This window comes from Nostoc sp. NZL (assembly GCF_015714705.1).
GTDB lineage: Bacteria > Cyanobacteriota > Cyanobacteriia > Cyanobacteriales > Nostocaceae > Nostoc > Nostoc foliaceum_A.
On the sequence record NZ_WBKL01000093.1, the window covers coordinates 1 to 17994 of the forward strand.

Below are 17994 nucleotides of genomic sequence, written 5' to 3' on the forward strand. Positions count from 1 at the left end.
GTACAAGGTTGGTGGTTCACTCAAACGTCTTAAAGCCGCAGAAACATTTCTTTGGCAAGGTCAGCTAGATTTAGCGATCGCACTATTTGTTGATTTGAAAAAAAAGCCTGCACAAAATTTTATCAGCTATCTTAAAAAGCATTCAGGACGAATAGTTAACTACGAGTATTTTTCTACTGAAGGTTTATGTTCTATTGGTTCTGGCGCTGTGGAATCAGCTGTGAAACAGATTGGTAAACGTTTAAAAATTTCCGGCGCACAGTGGAAATTAGAAAACGTACCTCGGATGCTACAACTTCGATCTGCTTATCTCAATGGTCAGCTTACTACCTGATATTTTTGCAAAGGTGAGATGCTCCCCTCCGCTTTTCTTTATGGAATTTCATAAGTAATTTCTTAAATTTGCGCTTATGTAACCAGAAAAACAAATAGCTTGATTGCAAACTTCAGAAAAAATAGTAGTTATTGTTACGCCAAAACGCAAATAACGCGGGTAACATTATAAAAACCTCACCCTATAAACAAGGTGAGGCAAAGCTGTTTATCTTTGTGTCCTATTAGCAGCTGTCCTCCAGACTATGACTTTTTAAGTAATTATCCTGAAGGGGATAAAACTTAATTACACTTTGTCTAAAGTATTAGACAATAAAGTACCCCACAAGGGTGATAAATGACTTGACAAAAGTCTGCTATTATGCGTTATTAGCTAAAACAAAGGAGTTTGCAATGCATCGACAAATGTGCTGGTTACCTAAGTCTGGTGGCGACGGAGAAAAAATTTTGTATTTGCAGACAGAACCCAATCAACCTTGGCGTCCCTACACAGCTTTTGGACATTTCACAGTTCCAGATTATCAAATACCAGGTGGTTCTAAAGGTTGGGCAACTTATCAAAAACTTCTCAAAGCAGGTTGGACACTAGTACCTAGCGCACGGGCAAACGAGTTTGGCAGCAGCAGCTACGCAGAGTCAAAAGTCCAAAATCAATAGCCTAAGGAGGCAGGAGGGAAGAAAGCTGCATAGTTATTTTGACCGTGCTGTACTAGTTTTCATAAACCTCTGGGGGAACCTTCACCGCGAGGATCAGCCGCCCCTTCTAGAGTTCCATCAGATGTTACAGCGATCGCATTACCATTACCCCAAGGAGTAGTTTCCTTAATTTTATGCCCCCGACGGCGTAAGTCTTGTACAGTCAGAGCATCCAAACCCCAAGATTCTACGCGCAACTCATCTGGAAGCCATTGATGATGTATGCGTGGAACAGAAACAGCTGCACCAACATCCATGTTGTATTCCAGCACATTCAGGATTACTTGCAAAACCTGGGTGATGATAGTGCTACCACCAGGCGTACCTGCTGCCATACGGAAATGACCGCTTTCTGTAACAATTGTGGGAGTCATGCTGGATAAAGGAGTTTTACGGGGCGCAATGCTGTTGGCATCATTACCAACTAAACCAAAGGCATTAGGCACTCCTGGCGCAGCCGCAAAATCATCCATCTCATTGTTGAGGACAATTCCAGTTCCTGGCGTCACCACACCAGCACCAAAGCTGAGGTTAATCGTGAAAGTCAGACTTACGGCGTTGCGTTCTTCATCCACAACAGTAAGATGACTGGTTTCAGGAGATTCATGCCGAGTTGCGTGCATTTTTAGAGACTGATCAGATAAATTCTGATTATTAGCTTGACTAAAACGTTGTAACGTCTTTTTGTCTACTGGCTTGACCTCGGTCGAAGGTCTAGCCATTTGCATATTTATTTCTTGACGGCGTTTTTTAGCGTAAGTTAGATTGAGTAGTTCTTGTACAGGGACTTTGACAAAATCAGGATCGCCTAAATATTCTGAACGATCAGCGTAAGCAATTTTCATTGCTTCTACCATTAAATGTATAGCTTCAGGATGATGCCATCCCAAAGATTTCAAATCAGTGTTACCGATAATATTTAAAATCTGTAATAGATGAACGCCTCCCGATGATGGTGGTGGCATTGAGCAAATTTTAGCTTTACGAAAATTGCCACAAACGGGAGTTCGCCAGATTGCTTTGTAGGCTTTCAGGTCTTCTAGAGTAATTAAACCACCATTTTTTACCATATCAGAAGCGATCGCACGAGCAATACTTCCGGTGTAAAAACTTTGGGGATTTTGGGCAATTGCTGTTAAAGTGCGTCCCAAATCACGCTGCACTAGCTTCTCCCCTGGTTTGTAAAATTCACCATTGCGAGTGAAAATTTCCCGCGCTGCTGGATTGTTCAGAATTGCTTGCTTACGCGATTGGTTCGTTTGCAGAGAACGCCAGGTTGATATATCGCCCAGAATAAAGCCATCTTTAGCGAGTGCGATCGCAGGTTTCATTACCTCTTGCCAAGAAAGCTTACCATAGCGACGATGCACTTCATAAAGTCCCGCCACCGTTCCTGGTGTCCCTACTGCCAAATAACCATTAATACTTGCATTCGGGCGCACCTTTCCTTCTGCGTCTAGATACATATTTCTTGTGGCTTTCAGGGGTGCGCGTTCGCGGAAATCTAGGGCTTTCATGTCCCCAGTTTTCTCAGAGTGCATCAGCAAAAATCCGCCGCCACCGATTCCGGCTGAAAAAGGCTCAACTACGGAAATTGCAAAGGTTGTGGCGACGGCTGCATCCACTGCATTACCACTTTTGCGTAACATTAAAATTCCTGCTTCACTCGCTAAGGGATGGGCCGAAACCACCATTCCTTTTTTGCTGCGTAGGGGTAAAGTTAAGGCGGCTGATGCGACTTGGGTGCAAAGGAAAACACTGAAAGAAAAGATAGCGATCGCTACGCCCGCCGGACGCATCGCAATCTTTTTTGATTTAGCAACAGTAAGCATTTTTATGCCATTTTGTTTGATATTTCTTAGCCTAGCGTTAAGGTGTGCATTTGATACACATAAGTTGTCCTAAATAATTTATAATTATCTTTTTACTCGCAGCCTTTGTGGTTCATTAAATTGATGAATCCTGTAATCGCCCATCCTCTATGTAAACAGTGCGATGTCTGGCGACAAGCCGCTGACGCTCCTTCTCTGCGAGATGCTACGCGAACGTCGCTACCGCTTCGCTAATGCATCTACGGCAATATCTAAAATGTGAGCTAATTATGGATACCGTAATTACACCAGAAAGAATCGAGTTACCACCTGGCGCGGTGTTGAAACTTTTGGGAAACTGGCAAGACTATCAAGTATTGAGTCAGCAACTAGGCGATCGCTCCTCGCCTCGGATTAAATATCGACCTGGAGAAATTTTGCTAATGGCACCGCTACTAGAGCATGGAAGAGATGCCAGCTTGCTGGCATTGATAGTAATAGCTCTACTTGACCACTTAAACCGCATATACGACTCATTTACGCCCATCACTATGAGCTTGCCAGAGATTAGCGGTATTGAACCAGACTATTGCTTTTACATTGAAAATTGGAGAGCAGTAGTAGGCAAAAAAAGAATTGATTGGGAGTCAGATCCACCACCAGATTTAGCAATTGAAATAGATGTGACAAGCTACACCGACATTAATGATTTCTTACCTTATCGAGTGCCAGAAGTTTGGATATTAAAAAATAATTGCTTGTTAATTTATAGATTGCAGGAAGAAAGTTATATGCTTACAGAAAGCAGCTACTTTCCTAACGTCAGAGAAATTGTGCAGCAATGTCTCCAAATGGCCAATGAGCAAACCACAAGTGAGACAATTAGGTGGTTAAGGAACTTTTTACGTGGTCAACAGTAGCATGTGTTACGGCTTCCATAACCCACCATTTCAGCTTTTCGGTACGTTACACTAACCCTTAATTACGAATTACGAATTACGAATTACGAATTACGAATTACGAATTACGAATTACGAATTATGAATTACGAATTATTGTAATTCCTTTGATTTTAGAAACTCCCGAACAACATCTTTAATCTCACGTAATTCTCCCTCAACTAAATAATTTAATTGCCGCATTTCATCTGCCGAAATATTTCCAGCAAGTGAGGCGATCGCTGTTCTTAATTCGGGATATTTTTTTAAGATTTCTTGCCGGACAATTGGCACAGTTTCATAAGGTGGAAAATACTGCTTGTCATCCTTTAGTACAACTAAACCCAAGCGAGAAATCTGCCCGTCAGTGGAATTACCCGCCACCATATCTACTTGTTTTTGAATTAAAGCACGATATATCAAACCCAAGTCCATAATTTGGGGTGGTTTAGCAAAACGTAAATCGTAAGTTTTAGCTAATCCTGGAAAACCATCTTCCCGTTCTAAAAATTCATAGCCGAAACCGCCACGCCACTGCGGTGTATATTTAGTAGCTTCAGAGATAGTTTGAATATTGTTGCGCTTGGCATCTTCACCCCGAATAATCATCGCAAAAGTGTTTTCAAAACCCAAGTTTGGCATCACTTCCAGATTGAATTGCTGGGCGTATATTTGTTTTACTATTTCATAAACTTCTTTGGAGCCATTAACTGGTTTTTGCTTTAAAATTGCAGTCAAAGCTGTGCCTGTATACTCAATATAAGCATCAATTTTGCCAGCAACGATAGCATTATGACAAACAAAAGAACCACCCAAACGAGGACGACGAGTTACTTTTAAATTAGTTGTTCTTTCAATTTGCTGTGCTAAAAGTTCACCTAAAATATCTTGTTCAGTAAAATCTTTAGAAGCAACGATAATATTACCATCATTGCTACTACTATTTAAATTTGGTGTGCAGCCAGTGATTAGCAATAACACAGCAAAACTTAAAAAGAAAAGTGTCAAAAATCTTTTCATTATTAGCTTAATTTTTAATTTTTAATTTATTCTCCATCCAGCCAATTGCGAAGTCAGCCAATAATGCAATTGCCGCCGCCGGAACTGCACCAGCTAAAATTAACTGATTGTTCACTACTGATATCCCGCGAAAAATAAACACTCCCAAACCACCAGCACCAATTGCTGCTGCAATAGTTGCAATACCTATGGCAATTACTGTTGCTACTCGCACTCCTGCCAAAATTACTCCCATTGCCAAGGGAATCTCAACTTGTAATAATAATTGTCTATCTGTCATTCCCATGCCTCTCCCAGCTTCTCGAATCGCGGGATCTACGCCAGTAATACCTGTATAAGTATTACGAATTATCGGCAGCAAAGAATATACAGTCAGGGCAACAATTGCTGGTACTGCACCAATTCCGCCAATTATAGGAACAGGAATGAGTAAGCCAAACAGCGCCAAACTAGGAATAGTTTGAAAAATATTTGCTATGCCAAGAATTGGCTGACGGAGATAGGTTTTGCGTGTAATCAAAATACCTAATGGAATGCCTACAAGTATGGCAATTCCAATTGCAATGCCTACCAAAAATAGGTGTTCTAGAGTATGCTGAAGAATTTCTGGGGCATACTTAACGAGAAAGAAATTTTTCATAAAGTATCTTGGAGGGAACGCAGACATTGCAGAAAGGCTAGGCTTTCTGGATGTTGCGATCGCATAAATTCATCTTTTGTCCCCAATACTACCAATTCTCCGCCACACATTAAACCAATTCTCGATGCCAATACAAAAGCTTCTTGAATATCATGGGTGACGAAAACAACAGTTTTGCCTAACTCTTGCTGCAAATGCCGAAACTCCTGTTGCAATTCTAGGCGCGTAATGGGATCAAGTGCGCCAAAGGGTTCATCCATCAACAACACTGGCGGATCTGCCGCTAAAGCCCTGGCTACACCAACTCTTTGCCTTTGTCCTCCCGAAAGTTCGTGCGGGTAACGCCCGGCGAATTGTGCTGGTTCTAAGCCTACTAATTGCAACAATTCATAAACCCGCATTTTAATTTGTTTAGATTGCCAACCTTCCAAAGCTGGGACTAAACCCACATTGCGTTCAACTGTAAAATGGGGAAATAAACCAATTTCTTGAATTACATAACCAATTTTTCGCCGCAGTTTAATTTCATCCCATTCGGTTGTAGGAACGCCATCAAATAAAACTTCGCCTTGTGTCGGTGTGAATAGGCGATTAATTAACTTCATTGTCGTAGTTTTGCCGCTACCACTGCGCCCCAGTAATACCAGTGCTTCTCCTTGGCGAATGCTGAAATTGAGATTTGACACCAAGGGGCGATGATTGCGGCTAAAGGTGACATCGCGGAATTCGACGGCGATTTGGTTATTTTGCGGCATGAGTAGCTTTTGGTGGACGCTAGCTGCTTACAGCTTATATGTATTAGAGGCTGTTTGTAAATGATTATGAAGTGACCGAATAAGACTTTGCCAGTCGTTTCAACATTACACGAATCATCACTTTGTAAATCATAGACTCGCTCATTTCTGGTAAAAGTTCATAATCCTTACTCAAGCGACGATATTGATTCCACCATCCAAATGTATGCTCAACAATCCAGCGCTTAGGTAGTACTTGAAATCCCGTTTCAGTGCGACCAATAACATCTACTTTAGCATTGCATAACTGTTGAATGACTCAGTTTTTACAACAGCTTATTAATCAAGATGTTCATTTTATTACTCGTTTAAAAGCGAAAGCATCCATTAAATACTTAAAAATTTTCAGTTATGACCATCCTTTCCCCTTCCCCTTTTCCCCTTAACCGACAAGTATTGCTAACACCCTTTTTCAATCCAATCCCACAGAAAACAATTTACCAACTTGCGCCAAATCTACATTTCCACCGCTGATGATGACACCAATTCTAGCCTCTGGTGCTGTCACCACACCTTCGAGTAAGGCTGCTGCTGCAAGTACTCCGGTAGGTTCAACGACAATTTTCAGACGTTCCCACAAGAAAAACATGGTGCGAAGAATCGCTTCTTCCGATACCGTCACCATATCATCGACGTAATGCAGCACTAAGGGGAAAGTAATTTTACCAAGGCTGGGAGTCCGCGCACCATCAGCGATGGTATTAGGATTTTTGACTGTTTGCAGGGTTTTGGTGTGAAAGGAGCGGGTAGCATCGTCGGCAAGTGCTGGTTCTACGCCGATTACTTTACAATTGGGTAAAAGTGACTTGGCTGCGATCGCACACCCTGAAAGTAATCCACCACCACCACAACAAACTAATAATAAGTCTAATTCACCAACTTCTTGAATCAGTTCTAAAGCAGTTGTCCCTTGTCCGGCGACTACATGGGGATGATCGTAAGGGGGAATGAGTGTCAAAGAGCGCTCATGTGCTAAATTTTGGGCTAATTCTTCTCGGTTTGTTTCTTGGCGATTGTACAAAATTATCTCTGCACCATAGCCACGAGTCGCAGTTTGTTTGACAGCAGGTGCATCATCAGGCATGACAATGGTGGTGGGAATATTTAGTAATTTTCCAGCTAAAGCGATCGCTTGGGCATGATTTCCCGATGAATAGGTGATAACGCCTGTTTGTTTTTGTGCTAACGATAGTTGGGCTAAGGCATTGTACGCACCTCTAAATTTAAATGCCCCCGTGCGTTGAAAGTTTTCGCACTTAAAAAATACTTGGCTATTGGTGCGATCGTTAATGATTCTAGAAGTTAGCACAGAGGTGCGATGGGCAATTCCCGAAATTCGCTCTTGTGCTGCTTGTACATCAGTTATATTAACGGAATTATGCTGTGGCATTAATGACAATATCAAATATTTTACTGTTGTTTATATAGATACAGATTTTTATATTTGCGTCTATTATGCTTGATTGAAGCATACTCATTTCAGGTGGATAGCATCATTTATTGTCTGCATAAAAATAGCTACAGTAAATATTATATATTGCCGTAGTTAAATTTATAAAACTTAAATTAATTAACTCACATTCGCCATTTTTCTAGCATGAATAAAACATCTGAAAGTCGGCAAAAAAGAACTGCTTTAATTACAGGAGCGGCTAGTGGGATAGGCTATCAATTAACCCAGATTTTTGCTCGTCATAGTTATAATCTGGTATTAGTGGATAAGAATGAAGAAAAACTTACTGAAATTATAGATGAATTCCCGGAAAAATTTGGCATTTTTGTGAAAATTTTGGTTAAGGATTTATCTATCCCAACATCACCAGAAGAAATTTTTACCGAACTTCAGCAAGAATCCATCAAGATTGATGTGCTGGTTAACAATGCTGGCTTTGGTACTTATGGAGCATTTAGCGAAACAGACCTCAGCATTGAACTGCAAATGCTCCAGGTAAATATGGTGAGTCTGACTCATTTAACAAAGCTATTTCTCAAGCATATGGTCGAGCAAGACTATGGAAAAATATTAAATGTAGCCTCAGCGGCTGCTTTTCAACCAGGGCCTCTAATGGCAGTTTATTTTGCTACTAAAGCTTATGTCTTATCATTTTCAGAAGCGATCGCTAATGAATTAGAGGGTACAGGTGTTAGCGTGACTGTTCTTTGTCCAGGACCAACAGCATCAGAATTTCAACAAACTGCTGCAATGGAAGATTCAAAGATTGCTAGCGTTAACAGAATGATGGATACGGCAACCGTTGCTAAGATTGGTTATCGGGGCTTAATGAAAAACAAAACTGTTGTTGTTCCTGGAATGAGAAATAAGATATTGACTGAAAGCGTCAGATTTACACCCAGAAATCTAGTAACAAAGGTTGTGAGAAGTATGCACGAACTCAAAAAAAATAGGTAGTCCAATATTTTATCCTTTTTCAACTAAATCGCCTGAGTTACTTTTCTCATACAATGAAGTGGATAAGGGCATCTACCGAGAACCAGATGGATTAGCTGTCTAATACTTCTGCCACAACTGCGTTACTGAAAGTTTTTGTTGTCAAGTCCACAGTAAATATATATACCAAAAGATTGCTGTTTTTTGAATATATATATGCTGTGAAAGTTGCACAGAAATAAGTTAAAAGCTACAGATAAAAAGGTTTCGTGAATTACGTATAGATACTTATATGATCATGTAGTGCTGCGAGAACAACAAGAACGCCTATAGGAGAATCTGCAATGTCTAGTGGAGTCTTTAGAACAAACTAAAAAAGTTGGTTTTTAGAAGTTAGTGGTACTAAGTGGATTTTCAGGAATAAGTTTATATGTTTTGGCATTTTATTTCGTTTTACTGCCTAATAAATCTCTCAAAAACTATTAAGCATCGCTATTATTTATTACTATCTTATGGATGCTCAATTCCCTCACTATAGTAAGATGTTTGCTCCTTGTGTCAACCGTTATTATATTTATGAAATAGAAAATTAAAGTTGACGGACTGAGGTAAGTAATGGCAATTAAATTGAAAGTGCCGAATATTAAAGGTGATGAATGCGCCAAGAACATAACTAAATCTATTCAGACTATGGAATCTGATGCAAAAGTAGATGTTAACGTTGATACTAAAACTGTAACTGTAGAAGCGGCGGCTTCTGAAGAGTCGATTAAACAGATAGTTCAATCTGCTGGTTATACGATAGAAGGCTATTAATTACTTCATCTAAATATCCTCAGAAATTTAGATGAAGTAATTTAGTCGGTTCAATTGCTTTGTTACATATTCGCCCGGTTTCCGGGCGGAATATTATAATAAAGAGTATTTTTCTCTTCTGACATGCTTGAAATACTTGGTTTTCGACTTAACTTATAAGCTGCAACAGATACAGCTAAAGATCGGAGGATTTTGAAAGTATTGCTGTATACTTGTTTGTTCTGAAAAATTGTTAAAATTTCCGTTACTAGTTTTCAAGAACGGATTAACATGGGGTCATAGACTTGACATTCCTGAACTCCATAATTGCCCAAAATCAAGCTAGCCGATTCAAGCTCTTTGTCTGTGCCACTAACGATGAGTATGTAATTGCCTTGAGCAATTTGCTCGTTGTAAAAACGTGCCCAATCATCTGCTATTCCTAGCCTCATAGCGTCAAAGCGCTCACTTAAATTAATACCAGTTAACCCAATCAATTGAGAAAGGTCTTTGCAAATTAAAGACATCTGATTTGCTGAAAACTCTGCGACATACATATCGTTAATTGCGGCTCTAGCATTATCTATGTTATCGAAGCAACTAACAGCATACTTGCTCAAAATTCCACTTTTATTAGGAATGGTAGTAGCAGAATTTGTAGATAATTCCTCACTACTTATAGGCTTATAAATGCCAAATTCTTCAATACCCCAACGGTGTAAAATTGCTTCTACTTTATCAATTTCAAAAGATGTACAATCCACGATTATGAAATAGTGTCCATGTTCTACTCGCTCGTTATATGCTTTAGCTTGCTCTTCCGATATTCCCCAACCAACTAATGCACCAGCAAAAGTCCCAGTAGCAGCACCAATACTTGCTCCGACAAGGGTTGTAACCAAAGCAGTTGCAGCTGCGCCAGCCAGCATTATTGGCCCAACTCCAGGGATGGCTAAAGTCCCAAGACCTACTAATAAACCAGTCAACCCACCAACAGCGCCCCCTGAAAGCCCTCCTACTGTTGCACCTTCGTCAGCTTTATCACCAGTGCGCTCTTTTATCTCATTATCGGCAATCTCATGATTGCGGTCTGCATTCTGTACAACTACAGATACTTTCTCCATCGCCAAGCCAGAATCTCTCAACTCATGTAGTGCCTGTTCTGCATCTCTACGATGAGTAAATACGCCTACAGCGCGTTGATATTGACTTAAAACCATTATTGCTCCTTGATAGCAGGGGAAAATTAATTTCCCACAAATCTAGTTATTCATTACCTGTAATCTTAAATACAACCTTATTTAACTCAAAACTATCCTAAGTAATAAAAATCATTACAAACCCCGCCCTCAGTGTCAGCAGGGCGGGGTAGTTTATGAAAACCCGATCAACAGATTCTTTCGTCTAAAAAATCCGTTGATCGGGTTTAGCCATTCACAAAAAATCAGCTTAGATTACACTCTGTCTACTTTGATAGCTCTGGCGTAAAGAGAATGCGTTTGTCATTAATGCGATCAAATGCAGGTGTAGACCAGCGATCGACTACTTTGCCCAGAATTGACATTTCTTGAACTAAGCGGTCAAATTTATCAGGGGTGAGAGATTGGGGCCCGTCAGATAAAGCTTTTGCAGGATTGGGGTGAACTTCAATCATCAAGGCATCTGTACCAGCTGCGATCGCAGCCATTGCCATAGATGGAACATATTCAGACCTACCTGTACCATGACTAGGATCAATCATGATTGGTAAATGGGTAAGCGATCGCAACACCGGAAGCACTGATAAATCTAAAGTATTCCTGGCATATTTGCCATCAAAGGTTCTGATTCCCCGCTCACAAAGAATCACATTTGGGTTTCCAGATGCCAAAATATATTCTGCCGCCATCAGCCACTCGTCAATTGTGGCAGACATCCCCCGCTTCAGCAGCACTGGTTTATCTTGAGCGCCTACCTTCTTGAGCAACGAAAAGTTGTGCATATTTCGCGCTCCGATTTGGATTATGTCAGCTGTTCTCGCCACTGCTGATAAATCGGCGGCATCCATCAATTCTGTGACAATACCCAAACCCGTAGCTTCACGCGCTGCTGCTAATAAATCTAAAGCGCTTTCACCATAACCTTGAAAGGCATAGGGCGAGGTGCGGGGTTTGTAAGCTCCACCACGCAGAAACTGTGCTCCGGCTGCCTTCACCCGTTTTGCTGTTTCGACAATCATCGCTTCATTTTCAACGGAACAAGGCCCGGCTACCACTACGATGGGATGACGTTCGCCGAAATAGACATCACCGTTAGGTGTAGTTACGACAACCTCGCTGGCTTCTCCATGTCGGAATTCTCGACTTACCCGCTTGAAAGGTTGTTGCACGCGTAATACTTGCTCAATCCAAGGGCTGAACTCTTGAACCTGTAATTTATCGATGCTAGTGGTATCACCAATTAGCCCTAAGACAACTTTATGAGTGCCAACGCTTTTTTCTACCGTGACTCCCCAAGTCTCACTCACTTCTTGGCTGATGCGAGTAATTTCCTCAACAGGCGTACCGCTTTTAAGTATGATAATCATCTGTTTTTCCTTCCGTATAGTTTTTGGATGTAATACAGTTCGTTCGTAGGGGCACAGCAATGCTGTGCCCTTACCTTGGCTATTAGTGCAAAAATTCAGCAAGTTGTTGAAGTTTTGTCCAAGCAGCACCGCTTTGCAGAATATCCTTAGCAAGGGCAATACCCTTAACACAACCGGCTAAAACATCAGTTTCCCCATGAATGGCTTCACCAACTTGCAGTGCAAGAGCCGTATTTAAAGCGACAACATCCTGCTGCGCTTGAGTACCTTTACCTTGCAAAACTGCCTTCAAAATTTGGGCATTTTCTTCAACATCTCCACCGCACAACGCCGCAGTCGGTGCAAAACTCAAACCCAATTCTTGAGGATTCAGCGTTAGAGAACGCACTTTTTTATCTTGGAGTATAGCCAAATCAGTGACATCTGCCAAACCAGCTTCATCTAAACGTTCCCGTCCGTGAACTGCGATCGCTTGCTGACATCCCAATTGGGATAAAGCTTGCACAATCTCTTCGAGTAAAAGCGGGTCATTCACACCAATAATTTGCCCCGTTGGCCGCATCGGATTTACTAGCGGGCCAAGCAAATTAAAAACAGTCCGCACCTTTAAAGTTTTTCGCAAATTAGCGATCGCCTTCAGTGCAGGATGCCAACCTGGAGCAAACAAAAAGGTGATTCCGACCTCACCAACTGCCGCCTGTACTTTCTCAGGAGTAGCGTTGAGATTTATACCCAAAGCTTCCAGTACATCAGCCGAACCAGTTTTGCTAGATGCCGAACGATTGCCATGTTTAGCAACTTTTACCCCAGCGGCGGCGGAAACAAAAGCAACAGCAGTCGAGATATTAAAAGTTGAAGCCCCATCTCCACCAGTTCCACAGGTGTCAATTAGGGGAGACGCGATTAATCGCGTCTGTACAGGAGGTGGGGATTGGGATTGTAAGACCCTGGCCATGCCTACTAATTCTTCGGCAGATACGCCTTTAGCTTGAATTGCAGCTAAAATCGCTCCTGATAGAACATGGGGAATGGCATCTGTGAGCCAACCTTGCATCAAATCTGTAGCTTGGGAAACCGTCAACGATTGCCGATTCAGCAACTGTTGTAATAACGCTGGCCAGTTGGAGAACTCAGGAGTGACGGGGATTTCAGGTGTAATTTGAGTTAAAGCTATCATATTGGTTATTTGTCATTGGACTAGTTCTGAATGGAGAATAAGTTTGTAGTAAGGACTTTAGTCCTGAATTTTTAAGCACTAAAGTGCTTACTACGAACTCATCTAAATTAATGACATGAACCACTAAGGAATAAGGACTTTGGCGACGGTTTGCACATCCTTGTCACCTCTACCAGAGCAATTGATGACAATGCGGGGACTGCCTTCTAACTGAGAACAAAGGGTTTCAAGATATGCGATCGCATGAGCAGTTTCCAAAGCTGGGATAATTCCTTCTAGTTGCGAAAGTCTTTGGAATGCATCTAACGCTTGTTTATCGGTAACACTGTAATATTCGGCGCGACCAAGATCCTTTAAATAACTATGCTCAGGGCCAACGCCAGGATAGTCTAATCCGGCGCTAATTGAATGGGCTTCGATGACTTGACCATCATCATCTTGGAGTAAATAGCTCATTGCGCCATGCAATACACCTATTTTTCCTTTTGTCAAGGTAGCAGCGTGTTTTTCTGTATCTACACCTTCACCCGCCGCTTCCACTCCGATTAGACGCACCGAAGGTTCATGGACAAATTCATTGAATAAGCCGATCGCATTGGAACCTCCACCCACGCAAGCTAGTAGAATATCTGGTAATCCTTGCCATTTCTCCTGAGATTGAGCGCGGGTTTCTACACCAATTACCGCATGGAAGTCACGGACAATCATTGGGTAGGGATGAGGCCCTGCAACAGAACCGAGGATGTAATGGGTTGTTTCCACGTTTGTTACCCAATCCCGAATTGCTTCGGAAGTTGCATCCTTGAGAGTTCCTGTACCCGCTTCTACTGGACGAACTTCTGCCCCCATTAATTTCATGCGGAACACGTTGAGGGATTGGCGTTCCATGTCGTGGATGCCCATGTAAATCACACATTTCAAACCAAACCGCGCACATACGGTTGCAGTTGCTACGCCGTGTTGTCCTGCACCTGTCTCTGCAATAATCCGTTGCTTACCCATGCGTTTAGCAAGTAACACCTGAGCTAAAGCATTATTAATTTTGTGAGCGCCTGTATGATTTAAATCTTCGCGCTTTAAATAAATTTGTGGCCCTGTGCCATCTGGTCTAGCGTAGTTTGTTGTCAGGCGTTCTGCAAAATATAATGGGCTGGGTCTTCCTACGTAGTCACGCAGTAAGTTTTGCAGTTCTGCTTGGAAACTTGGCTCGTTGCGATATTGATGAAATGCTGCTTCTAATTCACTTAATGCAGGCATTAAGGTTTCTGGGACGTATTTACCGCCAAATTTTCCAAACCTGCCCAAAGAATCTGGTTGGACGGTTGCTGTCTTGATGTCTTGTATGCTTACCACTGGTTAAAATCCTTTTATGTTGAAATATTTTTTACTTTCGTTCTAAAAAGTTAGAACTTATGCCACAACTGAAATCATCTTTGCGTTTTCCTTTCCCAGGTTTCGTAGGTATAGCCCAGTTCCCTGTGATTCAAAACGTCTATAGGGCGCACCAAATCGTCAGAGTCAAAATTTGGTAATAGGGATAGTAAATCTCCTAACGCCGTAGCTTTGGGGGTAGACATACCGCCGTCCCAAGGCCACATTAGGTCTTTAAGATTGTGTCCGTAAGGCTGACCATCGGCAGGATAAAAATCGCTACCTTTATGACCGTTTTCTTGCCATTCAGCCCAGAGGCGGTCTGCGTTCGCATGATGCAACCAAAACACTGGGTCATAGGGCGAACTTGGTATATTGCTCATGGTACCCAGACCCTTAAACGTTATCGGTCTCGTGCTTGCGTCTATCTGTACCCCGCCGACTAAACCATGAATGTAGTTGTGTAGGAATCCTCCTGGGGTGACTTTACCCTGCTCATCTATAGAGATAAATCCTTCCAACGCAGGGCGAAATAGAGAATAGTTATTAAGGCGGAGGGTACGCTCAATATCTTTTTTGGGCAAAGGGTAATCACTGGCAGGAGGTGCTTGTAGAAAGCGGACAAGTGATGTACCTAAAGATTTTCCGGTATCTGGGTCAATGTTTAATACTGGATTCATAACCCAGCCATTTGCAGCAGAAAAAGCCCCAGGCACAGGGCCGCCTGTAAAATTCCCCTGATTTGGAATTTTGATGGTTACTCCTTGACCGTTAGAACCAAGAAAGTCATCGTTAAAAATCACATCAAGCGCTTTGGCATCTGTCCAATCCCAATATGGGAGAGTAACAGTTCGGTCTACTGCTTGCAGAGCCTGTTCAAATCTGCGAATATATTCTCGATGCCAAGGGAAAAATGCGGCATTTTCATGAGCCAGTTCTTGAACAGAACCATTAGAATGCCCTTTATGATTATGAATTAGGCGTGTTGCCCCTATATGTATGGCAACGAATTGATCGTAAATACTGAGCTTGCTACCTGCGGGAATTATAGTTTTTAAGGTTTTGATAGCTTTGACAAAGGCTGTTTTCTCTGCTGGTGTCAGGTCAGTTACGTTCTTTCTTACAGCTAATTGAGCGTATTGCCCTAGAAGATTTGGATACCTATAGTTTTTGTCTTGTCCGTAGTCAATGCGATCGTGGGCGAAGACTGTAAGTGCACAGGCGCTAACTACAAGTAAGCTATAAATTAATATTTTGACAGATTTCAGCAGGAGTTTCATTATCTTAATCAAAGTAGGGGGGCAGAGGAGCAGGAGGGCAGAAAGAGAAATAATTCTATTCCCCACTCCCTAAGTCTGCGGGTGAATTTATCTCACCTCTTGAAGAGATGGACTTTCGTGCAGACTTTCTGCAATTGCTGCTTTAAGTTCCCGACAGAGTTGTTCTACAGCTTGCAATCCTTCAGTTGGGCTACCTTCTGCTAACCGTTTGACGAAGGCGCTACCAACAATCACTGCATCTGCTCCCCATTCCATTACTTGATGTGCTTGTTCTGGTGCTGAGATGCCAAAACCAACGCCGATGGGTTTATCGGTGACGCTTCGCAAGTCGGTAATTAAATCTTTTACACGGTCTTGGATTTGAGCGCGGATACCTGTAACGCCTGTGACGCTGACTAGGTAGATAAAACCTTGAGATTGACGAGCGATCGCTAAAATCCTATCTTTAGAACTGGTGGGAGCTACGAGCAAAATTACCTCAATTCCAAAAGATGCAGCAGTCTGGATTAATTCTTCTGCTTCTTCTAAGGGTAAGTCTGGTACTACCAATCCTTGTACCCCAGCAGCGGCAATTTGCGCCAAAAATGACTTAATACCCCGATGCAAAATCGGATTGTAGTAAGTAAATAGAATTATCGGCGCTTTTATGCTGGGAATCACTGTGTGCAACATCTCTAGCACTTGCTCTAATTTGGTGCCTTTTTGTAAAGCGCGGGTTGCTGCTGCTTGAATTACAGGCCCATCTGCCAGAGGATCGGAGTAGGGAACACCCAACTCGATGAAGTCTGCACCGTTGCGATCTAAGATACGTATTGCCTCGGCAGTGGTTTCTAAGTTCGGATCGCCTGCTGTGATAAACGGGATTAAAGCACACTGTTGGCGAGCCTCCGCAGGAGGAGCGTTGCTAACGCGTAAAGTTTTAAAGGAGTCGGAGATAGAAGTCATGCTGAAAAATAGTTAATGATTGGTTAATAGTTCTGGAATAATCAACACTTAGTAATTAGCGATATCCACGCTAGATTTTTTGTTAATGAGTTTTTGATACTCGTGAACGAGTCTTTTATCTCCGTTAGCGAGTCTTTGATACTCGTGAACGAGTCTTTTAGCTCCGTTAGCGAGTCTTTGATACTCGTGAACGAGTCTTTTAGCTCCGTTAACGAGTCTTTGATACTTGTGAATGAGTCTTTTAGCTCCGTTAGCGAGTCTTTGATACTCGTGAACGAGTCTTTTAGCTCCGTTAGCGAGTCTTTGATACTCGTGAATGAGTATCAGAGCTTCATTTTTTAGGTTTACCTCAGCACTCAGCACTCAAAAGACTGCGTACAGCTTGCTCTACATCGCTTTGTTTAACTAAAGACTCTCCGATCAAAACCGCACGCGCACCAGCCTCAGCGACAAGAGATAAATCAGCAGGTGTATACAGTCCAGATTCACTGACGACGGTGATATCCAAACTTTGTAATTGTTGTTGACGCTCTGCTAAAAGTTGCTGTGTTGTTCCTAAATCAAGGGTAAAATCTTCTAAATTGCGATTGTTGATTCCTACTAAATGTAAATCCTCAAGCTTTAAGACCCGATCTAGTTCAGCTAAGGTATGGACTTCCACCAGCGCAGTCATGCCCAAATCGTGAATCACTCGCAAAAAGTCTTGGAGTTCTTGATCTGATAAAATGGCGGCAATCAACAACACTGCATCTGCGCCTGCTGTCCGTGCTAAATAAATTTGATAAGGGTTAATGATAAACTCCTTGCACAGTAGGGGTAATGCTACTTGCTGACGCACAGCCCGCAGATTATCAAAACTGCCCTGAAAAAACTTATGATCAGTGAGGACTGATAGACAAGCTGCACCACCTCTTTCATAAGCTTGAGCAACAGCTACTGGCTCAAAATCTGCGCGGATAACCCCACGGCTAGGTGATGCCTTTTTTACCTCGGCAATTAAGCTAGGTTGGTTGGAATTTTCTTGCAAAGCAGCCAAGAAATTTCGCACAGTCGGGGCTGTATTTAACTGTTGTCGCAAGGAAGCTAAAGGCAGTTCTTGCTGCATTTGTGCAACTTCTTGCCTTTTATGCAACACAATTTCTTCAAGAATATGGCGGGAAGTGGTAACTTGGTTAGTCATATCTTTTATTGAGCAGGGGGAGCAGGGAGCAGGGGGAGCAGGGAGCAGGGAGCAGGGGG

17 protein-coding genes and 2 pseudogenes are annotated in these 17994 nt (G+C 42.2%); 5 read left to right on the forward strand and 14 right to left on the reverse strand.

Annotation, left to right across the window (positions count from 1 at the left end; translation table 11 throughout):
• Window positions 1–334: pseudogene (locus F8R90_RS13245) on the forward strand (ISKra4 family transposase); the annotation flags it as partial.
• A 392-nt stretch (window positions 335–726) separates the two neighbouring features.
• Window positions 727–990 (forward strand): hypothetical protein, encoded by a 264-nt coding sequence (locus F8R90_RS13250; RefSeq protein ID WP_196511131.1) that lies wholly within the window; start codon window positions 727–729, stop codon window positions 988–990.
• A 59-nt stretch (window positions 991–1049) separates the two neighbouring features.
• Here the strand turns inward: F8R90_RS13250 and ggt are convergent, their stop codons facing one another.
• On the reverse strand, window positions 1050–2861 hold the full coding sequence (gene ggt, locus F8R90_RS13255; RefSeq protein WP_196511132.1) for a gamma-glutamyltransferase: 1812 nt from the start codon (window positions 2859–2861) through the stop codon (window positions 1050–1052).
• Window positions 2862–3130: 269 nt separating this feature from the next.
• Here ggt and F8R90_RS13260 point away from each other — a divergent pair, with 269 nt between their 5' ends.
• Window positions 3131–3760, forward strand: a complete 630-nt coding sequence (locus F8R90_RS13260; protein ID WP_196511133.1) for a Uma2 family endonuclease — start codon at window positions 3131–3133, stop codon at window positions 3758–3760.
• 132 nt (window positions 3761–3892) lie between these two features.
• On the opposite strand, the gene F8R90_RS13265 is transcribed toward F8R90_RS13260, so the two are convergent.
• From F8R90_RS13265 to F8R90_RS13285, 5 genes and pseudogenes are all read right to left on the reverse strand, one after another.
• Window positions 3893–4798 (reverse strand): glycine betaine ABC transporter substrate-binding protein, encoded by a 906-nt coding sequence (locus F8R90_RS13265; RefSeq protein WP_196511134.1) that lies wholly within the window; start codon window positions 4796–4798, stop codon window positions 3893–3895.
• A 7-nt stretch (window positions 4799–4805) separates the two neighbouring features.
• Window positions 4806–5438: an ABC transporter permease gene (locus F8R90_RS13270; protein WP_196511135.1), complete on the reverse strand. Its 633-nt coding sequence runs from the start codon at window positions 5436–5438 to the stop codon at window positions 4806–4808.
• Window positions 5435–6193: an ATP-binding cassette domain-containing protein gene (locus F8R90_RS13275; RefSeq protein ID WP_196511136.1), complete on the reverse strand. Its 759-nt coding sequence runs from the start codon at window positions 6191–6193 to the stop codon at window positions 5435–5437. The genes F8R90_RS13270 and F8R90_RS13275 overlap by 4 nt, the downstream gene beginning before the upstream one ends.
• 64 nt (window positions 6194–6257) lie before the next feature.
• Window positions 6258–6479: pseudogene (locus F8R90_RS13280) on the reverse strand (transposase); the annotation flags it as partial.
• 165 nt (window positions 6480–6644) lie between these two features.
• Window positions 6645–7622 carry a threo-3-hydroxy-L-aspartate ammonia-lyase gene (locus F8R90_RS13285; protein ID WP_196511137.1) on the reverse strand — a complete coding sequence of 326 codons (978 nt, stop codon included), beginning with the start codon at window positions 7620–7622 and terminating at the stop codon, window positions 6645–6647.
• A 207-nt stretch (window positions 7623–7829) separates the two neighbouring features.
• Between F8R90_RS13285 and F8R90_RS13290 the strand changes: the two genes are divergently transcribed.
• Both F8R90_RS13290 and F8R90_RS13295 read left to right on the forward strand, forming a co-directional pair.
• Window positions 7830–8642, forward strand: coding sequence for an SDR family NAD(P)-dependent oxidoreductase (locus F8R90_RS13290; RefSeq protein WP_196511138.1), 813 nt, complete (start codon window positions 7830–7832; stop codon window positions 8640–8642).
• 594 nt (window positions 8643–9236) lie between these two features.
• Window positions 9237–9437 carry a heavy-metal-associated domain-containing protein gene (locus F8R90_RS13295; RefSeq protein WP_196511139.1) on the forward strand — a complete coding sequence of 67 codons (201 nt, stop codon included), beginning with the start codon at window positions 9237–9239 and terminating at the stop codon, window positions 9435–9437.
• Window positions 9438–9691: 254 nt separating this feature from the next.
• Here F8R90_RS13295 and F8R90_RS13300 read toward each other — a convergent pair whose 3' ends face one another.
• From F8R90_RS13300 to trpC, 8 genes are all read right to left on the reverse strand, one after another.
• The gene (locus tag F8R90_RS13300) at window positions 9692–10636 is read right to left on the reverse strand and encodes a general stress protein (RefSeq protein ID WP_196511140.1); all 945 of its coding nucleotides are present in this window, start codon (window positions 10634–10636) and stop codon (window positions 9692–9694) included.
• Window positions 10637–10881: 245 nt separating this feature from the next.
• Window positions 10882–11982 (reverse strand): 3-deoxy-7-phosphoheptulonate synthase, encoded by a 1101-nt coding sequence (gene aroF / locus F8R90_RS13305; protein WP_196511141.1) that lies wholly within the window; start codon window positions 11980–11982, stop codon window positions 10882–10884.
• A gap of 82 nt (window positions 11983–12064) precedes the next feature.
• Window positions 12065–13159 carry an anthranilate phosphoribosyltransferase gene (gene trpD / locus F8R90_RS13310; protein WP_196511142.1) on the reverse strand — a complete coding sequence of 365 codons (1095 nt, stop codon included), beginning with the start codon at window positions 13157–13159 and terminating at the stop codon, window positions 12065–12067.
• A gap of 123 nt (window positions 13160–13282) precedes the next feature.
• Window positions 13283–14512 (reverse strand): tryptophan synthase subunit beta, encoded by a 1230-nt coding sequence (gene trpB / locus F8R90_RS13315; RefSeq protein ID WP_196511143.1) that lies wholly within the window; start codon window positions 14510–14512, stop codon window positions 13283–13285.
• Window positions 14513–14586: 74 nt separating this feature from the next.
• Complete coding sequence (locus F8R90_RS13320; RefSeq protein WP_196511144.1) at window positions 14587–15810, reverse strand: tyrosinase family protein; 1224 nt, start codon at window positions 15808–15810, stop codon at window positions 14587–14589.
• Between the two features lie 87 nt (window positions 15811–15897).
• Entirely contained in the window at window positions 15898–16755 is an 858-nt protein-coding gene (gene trpA / locus F8R90_RS13325; RefSeq protein ID WP_196511145.1) for a tryptophan synthase subunit alpha, read from the reverse strand.
• A 48-nt stretch (window positions 16756–16803) separates the two neighbouring features.
• Window positions 16804–17118, reverse strand: coding sequence for a hypothetical protein (locus F8R90_RS13330; protein ID WP_196511146.1), 315 nt, complete (start codon window positions 17116–17118; stop codon window positions 16804–16806).
• Window positions 17105–17935, reverse strand: a complete 831-nt coding sequence (gene trpC / locus F8R90_RS13335) for an indole-3-glycerol phosphate synthase TrpC (RefSeq protein ID WP_196511147.1) — start codon at window positions 17933–17935, stop codon at window positions 17105–17107. Before trpC ends, F8R90_RS13330 begins: the two co-directional genes overlap by 14 nt.
• Window positions 17936–17994: the final 59 nt, after the last annotated feature.

What these genes read in the sequence shown, in the direction of transcription:
- F8R90_RS13260 (WP_196511133.1), top strand. Translation starts at nt 3,131, where the DNA reads ATGGATACCGTAATTACACCAGAAAGAATCGAGTTACCACCTGGCGCG.
- trpD (WP_196511142.1), bottom strand. Translation starts at nt 13,159, where the DNA reads ATGATAGCTTTAACTCAAATTACACCTGAAATCCCCGTCACTCCTGAG.
- F8R90_RS13270 (WP_196511135.1), bottom strand. Translation starts at nt 5,438, where the DNA reads ATGAAAAATTTCTTTCTCGTTAAGTATGCCCCAGAAATTCTTCAGCAT.
- F8R90_RS13285 (WP_196511137.1), bottom strand. Translation starts at nt 7,622, where the DNA reads ATGCCACAGCATAATTCCGTTAATATAACTGATGTACAAGCAGCACAA.
- F8R90_RS13290 (WP_196511138.1), top strand. Translation starts at nt 7,830, where the DNA reads ATGAATAAAACATCTGAAAGTCGGCAAAAAAGAACTGCTTTAATTACA.
- trpA (WP_196511145.1), bottom strand. Translation starts at nt 16,755, where the DNA reads ATGACTTCTATCTCCGACTCCTTTAAAACTTTACGCGTTAGCAACGCT.
- F8R90_RS13320 (WP_196511144.1), bottom strand. Translation starts at nt 15,810, where the DNA reads ATGAAACTCCTGCTGAAATCTGTCAAAATATTAATTTATAGCTTACTT.
- F8R90_RS13275 (WP_196511136.1), bottom strand. Translation starts at nt 6,193, where the DNA reads ATGCCGCAAAATAACCAAATCGCCGTCGAATTCCGCGATGTCACCTTT.
- ggt (WP_196511132.1), bottom strand. Translation starts at nt 2,861, where the DNA reads ATGCTTACTGTTGCTAAATCAAAAAAGATTGCGATGCGTCCGGCGGGC.
- F8R90_RS13300 (WP_196511140.1), bottom strand. Translation starts at nt 10,636, where the DNA reads ATGGTTTTAAGTCAATATCAACGCGCTGTAGGCGTATTTACTCATCGT.
- F8R90_RS13265 (WP_196511134.1), bottom strand. Translation starts at nt 4,798, where the DNA reads ATGAAAAGATTTTTGACACTTTTCTTTTTAAGTTTTGCTGTGTTATTG.
- trpC (WP_196511147.1), bottom strand. Translation starts at nt 17,935, where the DNA reads ATGACTAACCAAGTTACCACTTCCCGCCATATTCTTGAAGAAATTGTG.
- F8R90_RS13250 (WP_196511131.1), top strand. Translation starts at nt 727, where the DNA reads ATGCATCGACAAATGTGCTGGTTACCTAAGTCTGGTGGCGACGGAGAA.
- F8R90_RS13295 (WP_196511139.1), top strand. Translation starts at nt 9,237, where the DNA reads ATGGCAATTAAATTGAAAGTGCCGAATATTAAAGGTGATGAATGCGCC.
- aroF (WP_196511141.1), bottom strand. Translation starts at nt 11,982, where the DNA reads ATGATTATCATACTTAAAAGCGGTACGCCTGTTGAGGAAATTACTCGC.